The organism is Gemmatimonadota bacterium (assembly GCA_041390125.1).
Taxonomy (GTDB): Bacteria; Gemmatimonadota; Gemmatimonadetes; order Longimicrobiales; family Gaopeijiaceae; genus JAGQIF01.
On the sequence record JAWKQN010000018.1, the window covers coordinates 58365 to 73905 of the forward strand.

Annotated in this window: 15 protein-coding genes; 12 read left to right on the forward strand and 3 right to left on the reverse strand. The window is 71.3% G+C overall.

Features of this window, described 5'->3' with window-relative positions; genetic code table 11:
- Nucleotides 1-29: 29 nt before the first annotated feature.
- Both R3E98_18080 and R3E98_18085 read right to left on the reverse strand, forming a co-directional pair.
- Nucleotides 30-2081 (reverse strand): prolyl oligopeptidase family serine peptidase, encoded by a 2052-nt coding sequence (locus tag R3E98_18080; protein ID MEZ4425313.1) that lies wholly within the window; start codon nucleotides 2079-2081, stop codon nucleotides 30-32.
- A 147-nt stretch (nucleotides 2082-2228) separates the two neighbouring features.
- Nucleotides 2229-2648, reverse strand: a complete 420-nt coding sequence (locus tag R3E98_18085; GenBank protein MEZ4425314.1) for a YciI family protein — start codon at nucleotides 2646-2648, stop codon at nucleotides 2229-2231.
- A 244-nt stretch (nucleotides 2649-2892) separates the two neighbouring features.
- Between R3E98_18085 and R3E98_18090 the strand changes: the two genes are divergently transcribed.
- On the forward strand, nucleotides 2893-4671 hold the full coding sequence (locus R3E98_18090) for an ATP-binding cassette domain-containing protein (protein ID MEZ4425315.1): 1779 nt from the start codon (nucleotides 2893-2895) through the stop codon (nucleotides 4669-4671).
- Nucleotides 4672-4695: 24 nt separating this feature from the next.
- Here R3E98_18090 and R3E98_18095 read toward each other — a convergent pair whose 3' ends face one another.
- On the reverse strand, nucleotides 4696-4989 hold the full coding sequence (locus R3E98_18095) for a hypothetical protein (protein MEZ4425316.1): 294 nt from the start codon (nucleotides 4987-4989) through the stop codon (nucleotides 4696-4698).
- Nucleotides 4990-5169: 180 nt separating this feature from the next.
- On the opposite strand from R3E98_18095, the gene R3E98_18100 reads away from it, so the two are divergent.
- The 11 genes from R3E98_18100 to R3E98_18150 all read left to right on the forward strand — a co-directional run bounded on the left by R3E98_18100 (nucleotide 5170) and on the right by R3E98_18150 (nucleotide 15478).
- Nucleotides 5170-5484, forward strand: coding sequence for a helix-turn-helix transcriptional regulator (locus R3E98_18100; GenBank protein ID MEZ4425317.1), 315 nt, complete (start codon nucleotides 5170-5172; stop codon nucleotides 5482-5484).
- Nucleotides 5481-8180: an ABC transporter permease gene (locus R3E98_18105; protein MEZ4425318.1), complete on the forward strand. Its 2700-nt coding sequence runs from the start codon at nucleotides 5481-5483 to the stop codon at nucleotides 8178-8180. Before R3E98_18100 ends, R3E98_18105 begins: the two co-directional genes overlap by 4 nt.
- A gap of 30 nt (nucleotides 8181-8210) precedes the next feature.
- Nucleotides 8211-8669 (forward strand): YaiI/YqxD family protein, encoded by a 459-nt coding sequence (locus tag R3E98_18110; GenBank protein ID MEZ4425319.1) that lies wholly within the window; start codon nucleotides 8211-8213, stop codon nucleotides 8667-8669.
- A gap of 151 nt (nucleotides 8670-8820) precedes the next feature.
- Entirely contained in the window at nucleotides 8821-10278 is a 1458-nt protein-coding gene (locus tag R3E98_18115) for an FAD-dependent oxidoreductase (protein MEZ4425320.1), read from the forward strand.
- Between the two features lie 5 nt (nucleotides 10279-10283).
- Complete coding sequence (locus R3E98_18120; protein ID MEZ4425321.1) at nucleotides 10284-10499, forward strand: hypothetical protein; 216 nt, start codon at nucleotides 10284-10286, stop codon at nucleotides 10497-10499.
- A gap of 391 nt (nucleotides 10500-10890) precedes the next feature.
- On the forward strand, nucleotides 10891-11139 hold the full coding sequence (gene ccoS / locus R3E98_18125; protein ID MEZ4425322.1) for a cbb3-type cytochrome oxidase assembly protein CcoS: 249 nt from the start codon (nucleotides 10891-10893) through the stop codon (nucleotides 11137-11139).
- On the forward strand, nucleotides 11136-12590 hold the full coding sequence (locus tag R3E98_18130; protein MEZ4425323.1) for a cbb3-type cytochrome c oxidase subunit I: 1455 nt from the start codon (nucleotides 11136-11138) through the stop codon (nucleotides 12588-12590). The genes ccoS and R3E98_18130 overlap by 4 nt, the downstream gene beginning before the upstream one ends.
- Nucleotides 12587-13240: a cbb3-type cytochrome c oxidase subunit II gene (locus tag R3E98_18135; protein MEZ4425324.1), complete on the forward strand. Its 654-nt coding sequence runs from the start codon at nucleotides 12587-12589 to the stop codon at nucleotides 13238-13240. The genes R3E98_18130 and R3E98_18135 overlap by 4 nt, the downstream gene beginning before the upstream one ends.
- The gene (locus R3E98_18140; protein MEZ4425325.1) at nucleotides 13237-14064 is read left to right on the forward strand and encodes a cytochrome c; all 828 of its coding nucleotides are present in this window, start codon (nucleotides 13237-13239) and stop codon (nucleotides 14062-14064) included. Before R3E98_18135 ends, R3E98_18140 begins: the two co-directional genes overlap by 4 nt.
- Nucleotides 14061-14585 carry a hypothetical protein gene (locus tag R3E98_18145; GenBank protein ID MEZ4425326.1) on the forward strand — a complete coding sequence of 175 codons (525 nt, stop codon included), beginning with the start codon at nucleotides 14061-14063 and terminating at the stop codon, nucleotides 14583-14585. The genes R3E98_18140 and R3E98_18145 overlap by 4 nt, the downstream gene beginning before the upstream one ends.
- Nucleotides 14582-15478, forward strand: a complete 897-nt coding sequence (locus R3E98_18150; GenBank protein ID MEZ4425327.1) for a cation diffusion facilitator family transporter — start codon at nucleotides 14582-14584, stop codon at nucleotides 15476-15478. The genes R3E98_18145 and R3E98_18150 overlap by 4 nt, the downstream gene beginning before the upstream one ends.
- Nucleotides 15479-15541 lie beyond the last annotated feature (63 nt).

Sequence of the window (15541 nt, forward strand, 5' to 3'; positions counted from 1 at the left end):
CGCGGGCGAGGGAGAGCGCTCTACGTGCTCTACGCCGACGGCCGCACCGGCTTGAGGTAGGTCTCCCACCACTCCAGCTCGCTCATCATCCGGTGCACCACGTTCCAGTGGCCGCGGATGGCGTGGGCCATGCCCTCGTAGACGATCAGCTTCGCGGGCACGCGCTGCTTCTTGAGCGATGTGTAGAGCTGGATCGCGCCTTCCAGCGGCACCCGGTAGTCCACGTCCCCGTGCACGAAGAGCGTGGGGGTGCGCACCCCGCCCGAATTGAGGAAGGCGGATTGGCGGATCATGATCTCGCGGGCGCGCGGCTCCCACGGGCGCCCGAAGAACTCCGTCTCCTTGGTGCGCGCCACGTCCGAGTGCGCGTAGTTGCTGGTCCAGTTGGAGGCGCCCGCGCCGCTCACGGCCGCGGCGAAGCGATCCTGGTAGCGCGTGATCAGCCAATTGGTGAGGATGCCGCCGTAGGAATGGCCGGTGGTGCCGACCCGGCCGCGATCGATCGGATAGCGCTCGATCAGGTGGTCGACACCGGCCAGCACGTCCTCGCCGTCGAGGGTCCCCCAGGAACCCCAGGTGGCCCACTTGAAATCGTCCCCGTATCCCGTGGAGCTGCGGAAGTTGGGCAGGAAGACGAAGTAGCCGTTGGCGGCGAAGAACTGGCTCTTGAAGTCGAAGCCGTGGCCGGACGCGGAGTGGGGGCCTCCGTGGTTCACCACGATCAGCGGGTAGGGCCCCCCATTCGCGTCATAGCCGTACGGTCGGAGCAGGAACCCTTCGATGGGCGTGCCGTCGTAGCTCTCCCAACGAATGCGCTCGCCCGGACTCGTGGAGACGCCGGCCAGGAAATCGGCATGCACGTCGGTGAGACGCCGCTCGGCCGTTCCGTCGATGTCGGCGCTCCAGATCTCGTCCGGACGCTCGAACGTTCCGACCGTGTAGGTCATGCGGCGGAAGGAGGCGTCGATGTCGAGGTCGCGGATGCGGCGCTCCCCCTTCGTGACCTGCTCGACCGGCCCTCCGGCGGCGGCGACGCGGAACAGGTGCGACTCGCCGCCGATCCCCGCCGTGAAGTAGAGCCACCGGCTGTCGGGGGACCACAGCGGCCGACCGGCGTCCAGGTCCCACTCGGCGGTGAGGTTGAGGGGCTCGCCGCCGGTTGCCGGTCGGACGTACAGGTCGGTGGGCCCGCCGTGGTCCAGCGCACGCTCGATGATGAAGTCCGTGCCCCAGGTGCGCACGTAGGAGATCCAGCGGCCGTCGGGCGAGAAGGTCACACCGGAGTACGTGTAGCCGTCGTCGGTGAGGCGGGTCAGCTCGCCGTCCGTGGTGACCACGAACAGGTCGGAGCGGCCGTAGGCCAGCTCGTCCAGGACGGCTTCGTCCGCCGTGAACAGGAGGGCCTTGCTGTCCGCGCGCCAGGAGAGCTGCTCGGGCTGGAGACCCAGGCGGGTGAGCTGCACCGCCGGACCGCCGTCCGTGGGCTCGAGGAAGATCTCCGCGCGTGCGGGCACCGTGCGGTCGGGGAGCGGGAAGGGCTGACCGTCCCGCACGAACGGGTACCAGTCCACCTGCGCGCCCTTGAAGCGCTCCTCGTGCCTGCGCTCGAAGTCGGTGCGGTCGGGCTCGGGCGCGGCTGGTGTGGGGAGCTCGCGCACCACGGCCCGCCACCGTCCGTCCGGGCTCGGCAGACCTTCCGGGTCGGGCTGGAACGGGGTGGCGGTGCCGTCCGGAGCGGCGGGATCCACCGTCCAGCGGTCCGCGCCGGCGGCGAAGCGCAGGCGCCCGTTCCGGGTCCACCCCGGATCGCGCACGTCGGTACCGTTGTGGGTGACGCGCACCGAAGCACCGGAGCCGTCCGCCGGCACCAGCCAGGTGGCCACGTCGTCCGAGTTGGTCTCCTCGACCGGGGTCGACACCGTGTAGGTCACCCAGCGCCCGTCCGGCGAGATCTGCGGCGCACCCACGTCCAGCAGGCGGTAGTGGTCCTCGAGGCGCAGCGGGCGCGCCCCGGCCGACTGGGCCAGAGCGAACGAAGGAGCCAGCAGGAGCAACGCGGTGGCGAACGCGGGACGGCGCATCGGTGACCTCCAGGGACGGGGCCGGCCGGGTCAACCTACGCGTCGCTCCGGAGCGGGCGACACTGCGGCCCGAGGGTCGACGAGCCGTTCAGGAAGGGGGCCCGGTCCGGCCGGGCGTCGGCGCGCCGACGCCGACGCCGGCTCCCCCTACTTCTTCCCCGACTCCTTCTGCATCTCCTCGAAGCCCGCCGCCGCGCTCTGCACGTCCTCGGGAAACTCCGAGAACTCCTGCACCTGCCGCACCTCGATGATCTCGTTGTCCGACATCGGCGCTCGACGCGCCCATTCCACGGCCTCGGCCCGGGACGGGACGTCGATCATCCAGTAGCCGCCCACGACCTCCTTGGCCTCGGCGAACGGGCCGTCCATCACGGTCGCCTTGCCCCCTGTGTAGGAGACCCGGAATCCCATCGACGGGGGATGCAGGCCATCGAGCGCCAACAGCACCCCCGCCTTCTGCAGCGCCTCGTTGTACTTCATCATCTCTTCGACCTGGGCGGCGTCGGGCATCGTTCCGGGGGCTGCGTCCTCGTACCCTTTCGGGATCACCAGCATCATGAAGCGCATGGTCCTCGTCTCTGGAAGGAGGTACGTGGGGCCGTCTTGCGCGTGACCCCTACACCCATATGTCGAACGAGGGCCGCGCAGATCGACAGGGCGCCGGGCCGAGCCGGACCGCGGGTGGATCTCCCGCCGTCGGGGAACGGTACTTCGGACGCGCCCGGACCGCCCGGCGCGCGGCGATCCGCGCCAAGATCGTCCGCGACCGCCTTCTCCCCGCGGATCCGCCTCTCCAGCCCCGACCCACGTCATGCCGCTCCTCACGCTCCACGACCTCCACATCGCGTTCGGCGGCCGGCCGCTGCTGGCCGGCGCGTCCCTGACCGTGGAACGAGGCGAGCGCGTGGGCCTGGTGGGGCGGAACGGGGAGGGGAAGTCCACGCTGCTGCGCATCCTGGCGGACCGGCAGGCGCCGGACCAGGGAACGGTGGCCACCGAGCGAGGGGCGCGCGTGGCGCTGCTCGATCAGCACGTGCCGGAGGGGCTCGACGGAACCGTGGAGTCCGTGGTCGCGCGGGACCGGCCTCCCGCGACGGCCGACCACGAGATCCAGCGCCTGCTGTCGATCCTGCAGCTCGACCCCGGCGCACCCTTCGCTGCGCTGTCGGGCGGCCAGAAGCGCCGTGCGCTCCTGGGTCGCGCGCTCGCCGCCGCCCCCGACCTGCTGTTGCTGGACGAGCCCACAAACCATCTGGACCTGGGATCGATCGAGTGGCTCGAGGGCTTCCTCGCCCGACGCTCCGGAGCCCTGCTCTTCGTGACGCACGACCGCGCGTTCCTGCAGGCGTTGGCGACGCGGATCGTGGAGATCGATCGCGGCCAGCTCACGTCGTGGGCGTGTGACTACCCGACGTACCTGGAGCGGCGCGAGGAGCGGTTGGCGGCCGAGGAGAAGGAGTGGGAACGGGCGGACAAGAAGCTGGCGCAGGAGGAGGCCTGGATCCGTCAGGGCATCAAGGCCCGCCGCACCCGGAACGAAGGGCGGGTGCGGGCGCTGGAGCGCCTGCGCGCGGACCGGGCCGCACGGCGCGACCGTGTCGGCGACGTACGCCTGGCCGCACAGAGCGGAGAGCGCACGGGCAAGAGGGTCATCGAGACCGAGGACCTGTCCTTCTCCTGGGGCGATGAGCCGATCGTGCGCGGGCTCTCCACCGTGATCGAACGCGGCGACCGCGTGGGGCTGATCGGCCCCAACGGCTGCGGCAAGACCACGTTGCTCGGGCTGCTGCTGGGCGAGACGGCGCCGGACGAGGGACGGGTGCGCCACGGCACCAACCTGCAGGTCGCCTACTTCGACCAGCACCGGCAGCAGCTCGACGAGGACGCCAGCATCTTCGACAACGTGGCGCACGGCAACGACCACGTGGTGATCGACGGGGAGCGCCGGCACGTGGCCAGCTACCTCGAGGATTTCCTGTTCTCCTCCGCGCGCGCGCGCCAGCCCGTCTCCAGCCTCTCCGGCGGCGAGCGCAACCGGCTCCTGCTGGCGCGGCTGTTCACGCGTCCGGCCAACGTGCTGGTCCTGGACGAGCCGACCAACGACCTGGACGCCGAGACCCTGGAGCTGCTGGAGTCCCTCCTGCTGGAATGGGACGGCACCGTGCTGCTGGTGAGCCACGACCGCAGCTTCCTGGACGCGCTGTGCACCAGCACCCTGGTGTTCGAGGGAGCGGGCGTCGTGCGGGAGCACGCCGGGGGCTACTCCGACTGGAAGCGGGTGGCCGAGCGCCGTGCCGCCGCCGAGACGTCCCGGACACCGGCGCGGAAGACACCGGCGGAGCGGCCGCGCACGACCGGGGCCCGGAAGCTGGCCTACCGGGAGCAACGCGAGCTGGAGGAGCTACCGGCCCGCATCGAGACGTTGGAGCGCGAGCGCGCCGACGTGCACGCGGCCCTGGCGGATCCGGACCTCTACCGGGAGGATCCGGAGGGCGTCCGCGCGCTCACCGAGCGCCTGCCGGTCCTGGATGCCGAGATCGAGACGGCGTACGCCCGCTGGTCGGAGCTGGACGCGATCGCGACCGTCTGACCCGTTCGGGGGCCCGCAGGCCCGTCAGCGGCGCGCCGATCCCCCGCCGAACGGCATGGGGGTGGGACCTGCGGTCCACGGCTCCTGGCGGACCGCGCTCACCGTCCACGTCACCGAACGCGAGGCCCGCTGACCGCGCCGCTCGACCGGGGTGATCTCGTAGCGCTGGATCCCCGCGCCGTTCCCGAAACGGGCGATCGAGCGCAGGATGCTGTCCGTTTCGGCGTCGCTGCCCGTCTGGGAGCGGATGATCGCCCGCCAGGCCGGGTCTTCGCCGTCGGCGTGCGGGGCCCGGGCGAGCGAGAAGGACTGGGCCATCGGATCACCTCCAGTGCGAGCGCCGACGATGGGGTCGGTGGCGAAAGCTAGCTGCACGGACGCCACACTCCTATACGGACCCCCCGGACCCGCACCTGCACGCGGCTCGGCCGTGCAACCTTCTGGGCCCTCCTCTCGTCGTATCCCGGACCGGCCCCTACCTAGGATTCTATAGGCACGATGGGACGCCTCTTCAGCCTCACGTACCCGACCGCCGCGGTGCTGCTCGCGCTGCGGGCCGGGCATCGGTACGGCTTCGACCTGATGGATGCCACCGGGCTGCCCGATGGGACGGTCTATCCGATCCTGCGACGCCTGGAGCGCCGGGGCGTGCTGGAGGGGGCCTGGGAGAGCGAGGAACGGGCCCGCGCGGAGCAGCGGCCCGCGCGCCGCTACTACCGGCTCACCCGCGTGGGTGAGGAGGCCATGGCCGAGGTCGTCGAACGCTTCCCGGCTCTGGTACGGACGTTCGCGACCGGCCCGGAGATCGCGTGAGTGACGCACCCGGCATGCGCCTTCTGCGACTCGCGGCCCGCCTCGTCCCGGCGGTCCGCCGCGATGCCTGGTTGCGCGAGTGGGAGGCAGAGGCCGTCTGGTCGTGGGGTCGGATCCGCCGCGAAGGACGAGTCGGCACCCTTGAACGCCTGCGGTTCCGTGCCCGCATGGCCAGCAGCTTCATCGACGCCGGTACGGAGGCGTTCGCCGCCCTGGGGGCGAGGAATGGGAGGAGGAGGATGACGGGGCTCACGAACGATCTGCGCCACGCCGTGCGCGCGCTGCTGCGCCGGCCCGGCTTCACGGGGGTGGCGGTCCTCACGCTGGCGCTCGGCATCGGCGCGTCGACCGCGGTGTTCACGCTGGTCAACGGCGTCCTGCTGCGGGCGCTGCCGTTCGACGATGCGGATGCGCTGCTGTCGCTGCGGCACGAGGGAAGGGATGGACAGGACCAGCTGCCCATCTCGCCCGGGCTGTACCTGCTCTACCAGGAGCAGGCGCGCACGCTGGACGGGGTCGCCATCTACACGCCGGCCGCGGGCAACCTCATGGTCGAAGGTCAACCCGAACGGCTGTTGGGTCAGGCGGTCACGCCCAGCTTCTTCGGCGTGCTGCGCGCGGCACCGGCGCTCGGCCGCACGTTCGTGGACGCCGAGGGCGCTCCGGGCGGGGAGTCGGTGGTGGTCCTGAGCGATGGGCTCTGGCGTACACGGTTCGGAGCCGATCCGCAGATCGTGGGACAGAGCATCGACATGGGTGGCGTGAGCCGCCAGGTCGTCGGGGTCATGCCCGCGGGCTTCGGCTATCCCGACCGCGAGTCCCGCTTCTGGTTTCCCCTGGTGATCGATCCCAACCAGGCGCCGATCGCCGCGTTCTTCGGGAACGGGATCGCGCGGCTGGCTCCGGGCGCCGACCTGGACGCGGCCCAGACGGAGATCGGCGGCATGATGGGACGCCTCACGGAGCTGAGGCCCGGGGACGGCGGCGCCGCCTTCCTCGAGGACGTCAACGTCGCGGCGCTGGTCCGTCCGCTGAAGGATCAGCTGATCGGCGACGTGACCACGACGCTGTGGGTCCTGCTCGGGACCGTGGGCTTCGTGCTGCTCATCGCCTGCGCCAACGTGGCCAACCTGCTCCTCGTGCGCGCCGAGAGCCGGCAACGGGAGCTGACCGTCCGGGTGGCGGTGGGCGCGGGCCGCCGGGAGGTGCTGCGGACCTTCATGAGCGAGAGCCTGGTGCTCGGCGTCCTCGGAGGCGCGCTGGGGCTGGTCCTCGCCCAGGTCGCGGTGCGCACCACCATCTCCTTCATCCCGTCGGACCTGCCCCGCATGGACGAGATCGTCCTCGACGCGCGGGTGCTCGCCTTCGCCGCGGCCCTCGTGCTCGGGTGCGTCGTCTTCTTCGGGCTGTTCCCCATGCTGCGCTACGGCGCCGAGGACCTGGCGGGGGCGCTCAAGAGCGACAACGCGCGGGGATCCACCGGTGGACGGGAGCGCCACCGCCTCCGCAACGGTCTGGTCGTCACCCAGGTGGCCCTGGCGCTGGTGTTGCTCGTCGGATCCGGTCTGATGTTCCGGAGCTTCCGCGCCCTGCGCTCCGTGGATCCGGGATTCGAGCCCGGAGGCACCATGACGGCGCGCCTCATCGTCCCGCAGGGCGAGATCGCCGATCCCATGGAGACCGCCACGTTCTTCCGCCAGCTGCGTGAACGGCTGGCCGCACAACCCGGTGTCGCCGCGGTGGGCATGATCACCGCCGTGCCCCTGGGCGGGGGCGGCATGTCCTTCGGCGGTCTGGAGGTGGAGGATCATCCGCGCGAGCCGGACGAGCTCCCGATCTTCGCGTCGCAGCCGCAGGCGGACGTCGGCTACTTCCAGGCGATGGGCATCGACGTGCTCCAGGGTCGCGGCTTCGAGCGCGGCGATGGAGGCGACGGCACCCGCGCCGTGGTCGTCAGCCGAGCGTTCGCCCAGACCTGGTGGCCGGACACGAGCCCGTTGGGCCGCCGCGTCCGCTTCGGGGCCGACAACGAGGACTGGTACCAGATCGTGGGTGTGGTCGAGGATGTGCGGCAGAACGGTCTGGAGGAGCCCAGCGCCGAGATGGTCTACTTCCCGACGCTCACCGAGGCCGACGGTCAGCTGGTCCCGGCGCGCGCGCAGGACGTCGTGCTCCGCGCCAGCGGCGGCGATCCCATGGCATTGCTTCCGGTGCTGCGACGGGAGGTGGCGGCGTTGAACCCGCGCATCCCGGTCGCCGATCCGCGCACGATGAGCGAGGTCTTCGACGGCGCCACGGCGCGCACCTCGTTCACCATGGCCGTCCTCGGCGCCGCGTCCGGCATCGCCCTGCTCCTGGGGCTGGTCGGGATCTACGGCGTCATCTCCTATGTCGTCTCGCAGCGCACGCGCGAGATCGGTGTGCGGATGGCGCTTGGTGCCTCCGCCGCTACGGTCCGGGGCATGGTGGTGCGGCAGGGCCTCGCGCTGGCACTCGCGGGCGTGACGCTGGGCCTGCTGGTGGCGGCGCTCGCCAGCCGCGTGATGGGCTCGCTGCTGTACGGCGTCAGCGCCATGGACCCGCTGACCTATGCCGGTGTCGCGGCCACGTTGGTGACCGTGGCGGTCGGCGCGGCCTGGGTGCCCGCGCTGCGGGCGGCAGGGGTGGACCCGAGCCGGGCGCTGCGGGCAGAATAGGAGGACCTCGCACGGGAGGGCCTCGCCGGCATGAAGATCTGGGTGGACGCGGACGCCGCTCCGCGCGACGTGAAGGACATCGTCGCGCGGGCGGCGTTGCGCCTGGAGCTGCAGACGCTGTTCGTCGCGAACCAACGGCTCTACACGCCCGCCAACAACCGCTTCGTGGAGTCGGTGCGGGTGGACGGCGGCCCGGACGCGGCGGACGATCACATCGCCCGGGAGGCCGCTCCGGGGGATCTGGCCGTGACGGCGGATATCCCGCTCGCGGCCCGGCTGGTGGAGAAGGGGGTGGCCGCGGTCGACCCCCGGGGCACGGAGTACACGGCCGAGAACATCGGCGAGCGGCTCTCCATCCGGGACTTCATGGACGGGCTTCGGGCCAGCGGCGTGGAGACCGGCGGTCCCAGCGCCTTCGGCCGCAAGGAGAAGCAGGCGTTCGCCGCCGCGTTCGACCGGGTGCTGACCCGTTTGCTGCGCGCCGGCTGACGTCCCGCCTTCCGTCCCGCCGCACGACCGTCCCCGGGAAAGACCCCACACCGCCCCCGGGAGGGCTCCCTACGGCACCGCCTCGGGCCGCGCCTCGATCTTCCAGGGGCTGACGCGCAGCGCGTCCCGATCCGAGACCCGGAGGTGGTCCATGGCACGCGTGGTGATCCTCGGGGGTGGCATCTCCGGCCACACCGCGGCGGCGTTCCTCAAGCGGCGCGTGGGCCGGCACCACGATGTCGTCGTGGTCACGCCCAACAGTCGGTGGAACTGGATCCCCTCCAACATCTGGGTGGGCGTGGGGCGGATGGCGCCGGAGGAGGTCACCTTCCCCCTGGCCCCGGTCTACGAACGCCTGGGCGTCGAGTACCACCAGGCGCGGGCCCTCTCGATCCATCCGGAGGGGGACGCCGGCACCGCCGCGGGCTACGTACTCGCGGAGAACACGAACGGTCGCTCCGGCGAGATCGAGCGCATCCCGTTCGACTTCCTGGTCAACGCCACCGGGCCGCGTCTGAACTTCCACGCCACGCCGGGTCTGGGACCCGACCAGGGGCACAGCCTCTCCGTCTGCACCCCCGGGCATGCCGTCCAGGCGGCCCAGCGGCTGGAGGAGTCCATGCAGCGCATGGAGAAGGGGGAGCGCCAGACCTTCGTGGTCGGAACCGGTCACGGGGGCTGCACGTGCGAAGGTGCGGCGTTCGAGTACGTGTTCAACGTGGAGCACACGATCCGCGAGCGCGGCCTGCGCGACAAGGCCGACATCCTCTATCTGACCAACGAATACGAGCTCGGCGACTTCGGGGTCGGCGGTCTGCACCTGCGGCAGGGAGGCTACGTGGTGCATTCCCGCACCTTCGCCGAATCCCTGTACGCCGAGCGCGGCGTGGGCTGGATCACCCGCACGCACGTCGAGCAGGTCGATGCGGACGAGATCCACTACGAGACGCTCGACGGCGAGCATCGCACCCTTCCGTACGACTTCACGATGCTGATCCCGCCCTTCTCGGGCGTGGGGCTCAAGACGTTCGATCGCTCGGGAGACGACATCACCGACCGGGTCTTCGCGCCGAATGGCTTCATGAAGGTCGACGCGGACTACGAGAAGAAGCCGTTCGACGCCTGGCGCGCCGCCGACTGGCCGCGGATCTACCAGAACCCGGTCTATCCGCGCCTCTTTGCCACGGGCATCGCGTTCGCGCCCCCGCATCCGATCTCCAAGCCCTTCGCGAGCCCCAGGGGGACCAACATCACGCCGGCACCGCCGCGGACCGGCATGCCCTCCGCCGTGATCGGGCGCGCCGTGGCCGGGAGCATCGCGGACATGCTCATGAAGGACGCGCCGCATCCGACGCATCACGCGTCGATGGCGGAGATGGGCGCCGCGTGTGTCGCGTCGGCGGGCGCGAGCCTGCTGCGGGGATCCGCCGCGGCGTTGACGGTCTTTCCCATCGTGCCGGACTACCAGCGCTATCCGACCTACGGGCGCGACCTGGACTACACGTGGGGGGAGATCGGACTGGGTGCGCATTGGATCAAGCACCTGCTGCACCACATGTTCCTGTGGAAGGCCAAGGCCCGTCCCGGCTGGCACCTGATCCCGGAGTGAGAGCCATGAGCGAACCGACACGCGCCCACGCTCCCGGTCGGGACTACCTCCCCGATCACCGTCAGGAAGCGGAGCTGCGGCAGCCGTATGAGGAAGGCTACTTCGCGTCCACGCCGACGCGGCTGCGCAGGTTCTTCCGCACCTTCGTGCCGTGGCAGCTGTGGCGCTTTGCCGCCATCAACCTCCGGATGCTGCGGATGATCGGGAAGAGCCCGCACTGATCCGGGCGCCGATCCCGCTCCGGAGCCGCGCGACGCGGGTATCGATGTCGGCCTGGACGTCCGGGGACAGCTCCACGTTGCGGTCCTGCGCCACGCGCTCGAGCTGGCGTAGCACCTCCAGGGCGAAGAACGCCCCCTCCCCGGTCGGACCCCGGCCCGCGCGCCTTCCCGGCTCCTTTTCGCACGCTTTCCATCGCTGATTCCCCTACCGCGTCGGCCGCCCTCTCCCCGCGCACGTTCGCTGCGGAGCGCGGCCCGTTTCGGCAATTCCGGGCGCAGCACAGCGCCTAGCAGGATCCAGGGGGGGGCGGGCGCACCCCGGACCCGTCCGCCCGCTGTCCGGTAGAACCCGGCACGTCCCCCGCTCCCGTCGATCCAGTGGAGCTCGTGGATGCTGCCGTCCTCCCTCGCCGTATTCGTCGCCGCGCTCGGCCTCGGCTCCATCGCGCTGGCGCTCTTCGCCTGGGCCTGGCGACGCGGTCAGTTCGACGATCCGGGCCGTGCCGCGCGCGTGATCCTGGACGAGCGGGATCTCCGCATGCGGCGCCCGTGGGAGTCGCCCGATCAGCGCCTCGAACGCGCGATCGAGCACGGCGCGCCCGTCGATCCACCGCCCGGCTCCTGGGGAGGTGCCGAATGACGACGGGGGGCGACGCCGTCCGCGTACCCCTGCAGGAGGACGTCGCGAATCGACTGCGGGCCGACCGATCGAGTCGACGCCCGGTGCTCCTGTGCTTCGCGACCGCGATCGCCTGGCTGTTGCTCGGCTCCGTGCTGGGCGAGTTGGCCAGCCTCAAGCTCCACCTGCCCGATCTCCTGGTCTCCCAGGCCTGGCTCACGTTCGGGCGGGTCCGGCCGGCCCACCTGAACGCCATGATCTACGGCTGGGCCTCCCTGGCGATGCTGGGCGTCTCGCTGTGGATGATCCCGCGCCTGGTGCACACGGATCTGCATTGGGCGCCGCTGGCCGAGGCGGGCGTATGGCTCTGGAACGTCGGGGCCGTCCTCGGCGTCGGCGGTATCCTGCTCGGGTTCACCGACGGTCTCGAGTGGCTGGAGATGCACCGCTGGGCGGCCGATCCCTGGCTCGTGATCGGCGGCGGATTGGTGGGGATGTCCCTCCTGCGCACCCTGGCTGCGCGGGACGTCGACCATCTCTACGTCTCCGTCTGGTACATCATGGGTGCGTTCCTCTGGTTCCCCGTGATCTTCCTGATCGGGAACGGGTCCTGGCGGGGCGTGGAGTCAGCCGGCGCCAACTGGTTCTACGCGCACAACGCGCTGGGGCTCTGGCTCACGGCCGTCTGCCTGGGCGCTGCCTACTACTTCATCCCCAAGGTGCTGGGGCGGCCGATCTACAGCTACCAGCTCTCGCTGCTCGGCTTCTGGTCGCTGGCGTTCTTCTATTCGCTGAACGGCATGCATCACCTGATCGGCGGGCCGATGCCCACCTGGATGATCACGACCAGCGTCGTCGCCAGCGTCCTGATGCTCATCCCCGTGCTGGCCGTGGCCATCAACCATCACATGACCATGGTCGGCCGCTTCCGCGCGCTGCGCTACAGCCCCACGCTCCGCTTCGTGGTCCTGGGCGCCATCGCCTACACGGCCGTCTCCCTGCAGGGGATGTTCACCGCGCTGCGCGAGGTCAATCGCGTCACGCACTTCACGCACTGGACCATCGCCCACGCGCACGTCGGGGTCTACTCCTTCGTCACCTTCGTGCTGTTCGGCTCGGTGTACTACATCCTGCCGCGCCTGGTGGGCCACGAATGGCCGAGCGCGCGGCTCATCCGCTGGCACTTCTGGTCCGTCCTCGGCGGGATTGCCCTCTACGTCATCCCGCTGACCGTCTTCGGCGTCATGCAGGGCCTCGCGCTCTCCGATCCGGCCATCCCGTTCGAGGAGTCGGTGCGCGTCTCGATCCCGGGTCTGGTCGTGCGCTCGATCGCGGGTCTGGTCCTCACGTTCGGACACGTCGTGTTCGCCTGGAACGTCGTCCGCATGCTGCGGCATCGCCCCGATGCGATCCGCGCGCCCGTCTGGCAGGACGTGGATCCGATCGTCTATCGCGTGGAGCCGGCGTCGTGACCCGCACCTGGCTGCTCGTGCTCGGCGCCCTGGCCACCGTGGCGTTCGCTGCCCTGGTGCTGGTCGGGCTCCCGAGGGTCGTGCTCACGGACGTCCCGGTGCCACGCCAGCTGCTCCCCGCGCCGGGGCCCCAGGGGGAGGCTCGGGCGCGGAGCATCGCGCGAGGCCGTGAGGTCTACATCGAGAACGGCTGCGTCTACTGCCACAGCCAGCAGGTGCGCGATCCCTCGTTCACGAGCGACCTGCAGCGCGGGTGGGGAAATCGCGCGACCGTGCCTGCGGATTACGTGCTGGACAGCCCGCACCTCCTCGGCACCATGCGCACCGGGCCCGACCTCATCAACGTCGGGCAGCGGCTCCCCGATCCCGAGTGGCATCTCATCCACCTGTACGATCCGCGTGCGCTGGTCGAGTGGTCCATCATGCCGGCCTTCCCGTACCTCTTCGAGGAACGGTCCGCCGACGACGTGGGGCAGCAGGAGCGGGTGGTCCCGGTGACGGGTCCGCGCGCGCCGGCGGGTCGCGTGGTGGTGGCGCGACCGGACGCGCTGGCGCTCGTGGACTACCTGCTGTCCCTGCAGCGCACGTATCCGCTCCCGGACGCGGAGGCGCCGGAGGCGGCGGGCCGTGACCCGGAGACGATGCCGTGAGCGCCCGGCCACGCGGGGAGCGGGGAGACGGTGCGGAGGTGCTCGCCACGGATGCGCAGCCCGAGGGGCCCGTGCAGGAGGGTGAGCTCGAGCCGGATGTGGAGCGGATCCATCGTCCCATCCTGCGCGAGCCCCCGGATCCCGAGGAGGGGCGCGAGCCCGCTCCCTGGTGGCTGTGGACGCTCGCGGCGTTGGCGTTGTTCTGGGGAGGATGGTACCTGGGCCAACACGGCGGGGCGTTCGGGACCGAGACCCACACCGCGTTTCCCGGAACGGCGCCGGAGACCGCGCTGGCCGACGATCCCATCGTGGCCGGCGAAGCCGTGTACCTGCGCTCCTGCCAGGCCTGCCATCAGGCCAGTGGGCTGGGCGCCGCCGGTGCCTTCCCGCCTCTGATCGGATCGGACTGGGTGACGGGCCCCCCGGAGACGATCGTACGGATCGTGCTCGACGGACTGCAGGGTCCCATCACGGTGGCGGGGGAGACCTATCAGGGCGTGATGCCCGCCTGGCGGGATCTGCTGTCGGACAACGAGATCGCCGCGGTCGCCACGTTCGTGCGGCAGTGGGACACCAACGAAGCGGGCGCGGTGGAGCCCGAGCTCGTGGCGGAGCTGCGCGCGGCCACGGAAGCGCGCGCAGGGAGCGCGTGGACTGCGGAGGAGCTGCAGGCCGCGCCCACGGACGTGGCGGCCGACACGGCAGCGGGCGCCGCCGATGCGGCCGGCGACACCGCAACGGGCAGCGGGAACGCCGCAGCGGACACGACGGGGAGCGCGTCGGACGCGCCTCGCAGCGAGCCTGCGGGAGGACCTCGCCCATGAGCGCGCGCGCACCCGACCGGAAGCGGGCGGAGATCGATCCCGTCACCGCGATCTTCGAGTCCGCCGAGTCCGTTGAACACGCGGTACGCCGTCTGGTCACCGCGGGCCTGCCACGCGACCTGGTCGAGGTCGCGGTGAGCCCGGCCGGCGCCGAGCGCTTCTACGCGGGCGCCGGGCGCACCCATCCGCGCGACGCGTTCCGGGGCGCGGCGGCCGGGGGCCTCGTGGGCCTCGTCGTGGGCGCGGCCCTGGCCGTGGTGCTGATCGCCTGGCCCGGCTTCCAGGAGCCCGGCCTCATCGCCTGGCTCCAGCTGCTGGGCCCCAACGTCACCACGGTCGGTGGCGCGCTCGTGGGCGGCGGAGTGGGGTGGCTGACGCGCCGCCGTCCGCCGGCCTGGCACGCACGCCTGGAAGCGGCCGGGGACCGCATCATCGTGGCGGTGCGCGTGCGCGGAGACCGCGAGCGCTCGGCGACGCGTCACATCCTCGAGGAGGCCGGTGGGGTCGAGGTCGTCGGATGAGCGCCCACGAGCACGCCGGTGGGGAGCCCGGGCATGCTGATCGGCGTCGCCTGGCGCTCACGTTGCTGCTCGTCGTCCTCTACATGGGGGCGGAGGTCGTGGGCGGTATCCTCACGGGCTCGCTGGCGCTGCTCGCCGACGCGGGCCACATGTTCTCGGATGCCGCCGCGCTCGGGTTGTCCCTCTTCGCGCTGTGGTTCGCCACCCGGCCGGCGGGGCCGGCACACACGTTCGGCTACCACCGCTCCGAGATCCTCGCGGCCCTCGCCAACGGCGCCGCCCTCGTGGCCATCTCCGTGTACATCTTCATCGAGGCCTTCCAGCGCCTGGGCGATCCGCCCGAGGTACAGGGGGGACTCATGGTGGGCATCGCCTTCGGCGGACTGGTCGTCAACGCGCTCGGTCTGCTCATCCTGCGTGGCGGGCGCGAGGGCAGCCTCAACGTCCGGGGTGCGTGGCTGCACGTGCTGGCCGATCTGCTGGGGAGCGTGCAGGCGCTGGCGGCCGGGGCCCTGATCTGGGCCTTCGGGTGGAACTGGACCGATCCGGTCGCCTCCGTGCTGATCGGCGTGTTGGTGGTCTTCTCGGCCTGGAGCCTGCTCCGCGACTCGGTCGCGGTCCTCATGCAGCGTGCGCCACGTCACATCGACGTGGTGGCGCTGCGCCAGGCGCTCTGCGCGCTCGAGGGTGTGGTCGCCGTCGAAGATCTGCACGTCTGGACGCTCACGAGCGGCAAGGATACGCTCTCGGCGCACGTGGTGGTGGCAGATCCCCATCCGCACCCGCGGATGCTGCGGACGGTCCAGGCGCTGGTGCGGGAGCGCTTCGCGATCGAGCATGTCACCGTGCAGCTCGAACCCCAGGGATTCGACGAGCCGCGCGTGCCGTTCTAGGGTGGGCCGTCGTCGGCCCGACGCCACCCATGGGCGGCCCGCACGGGAAGGGCCGAGCCCTCC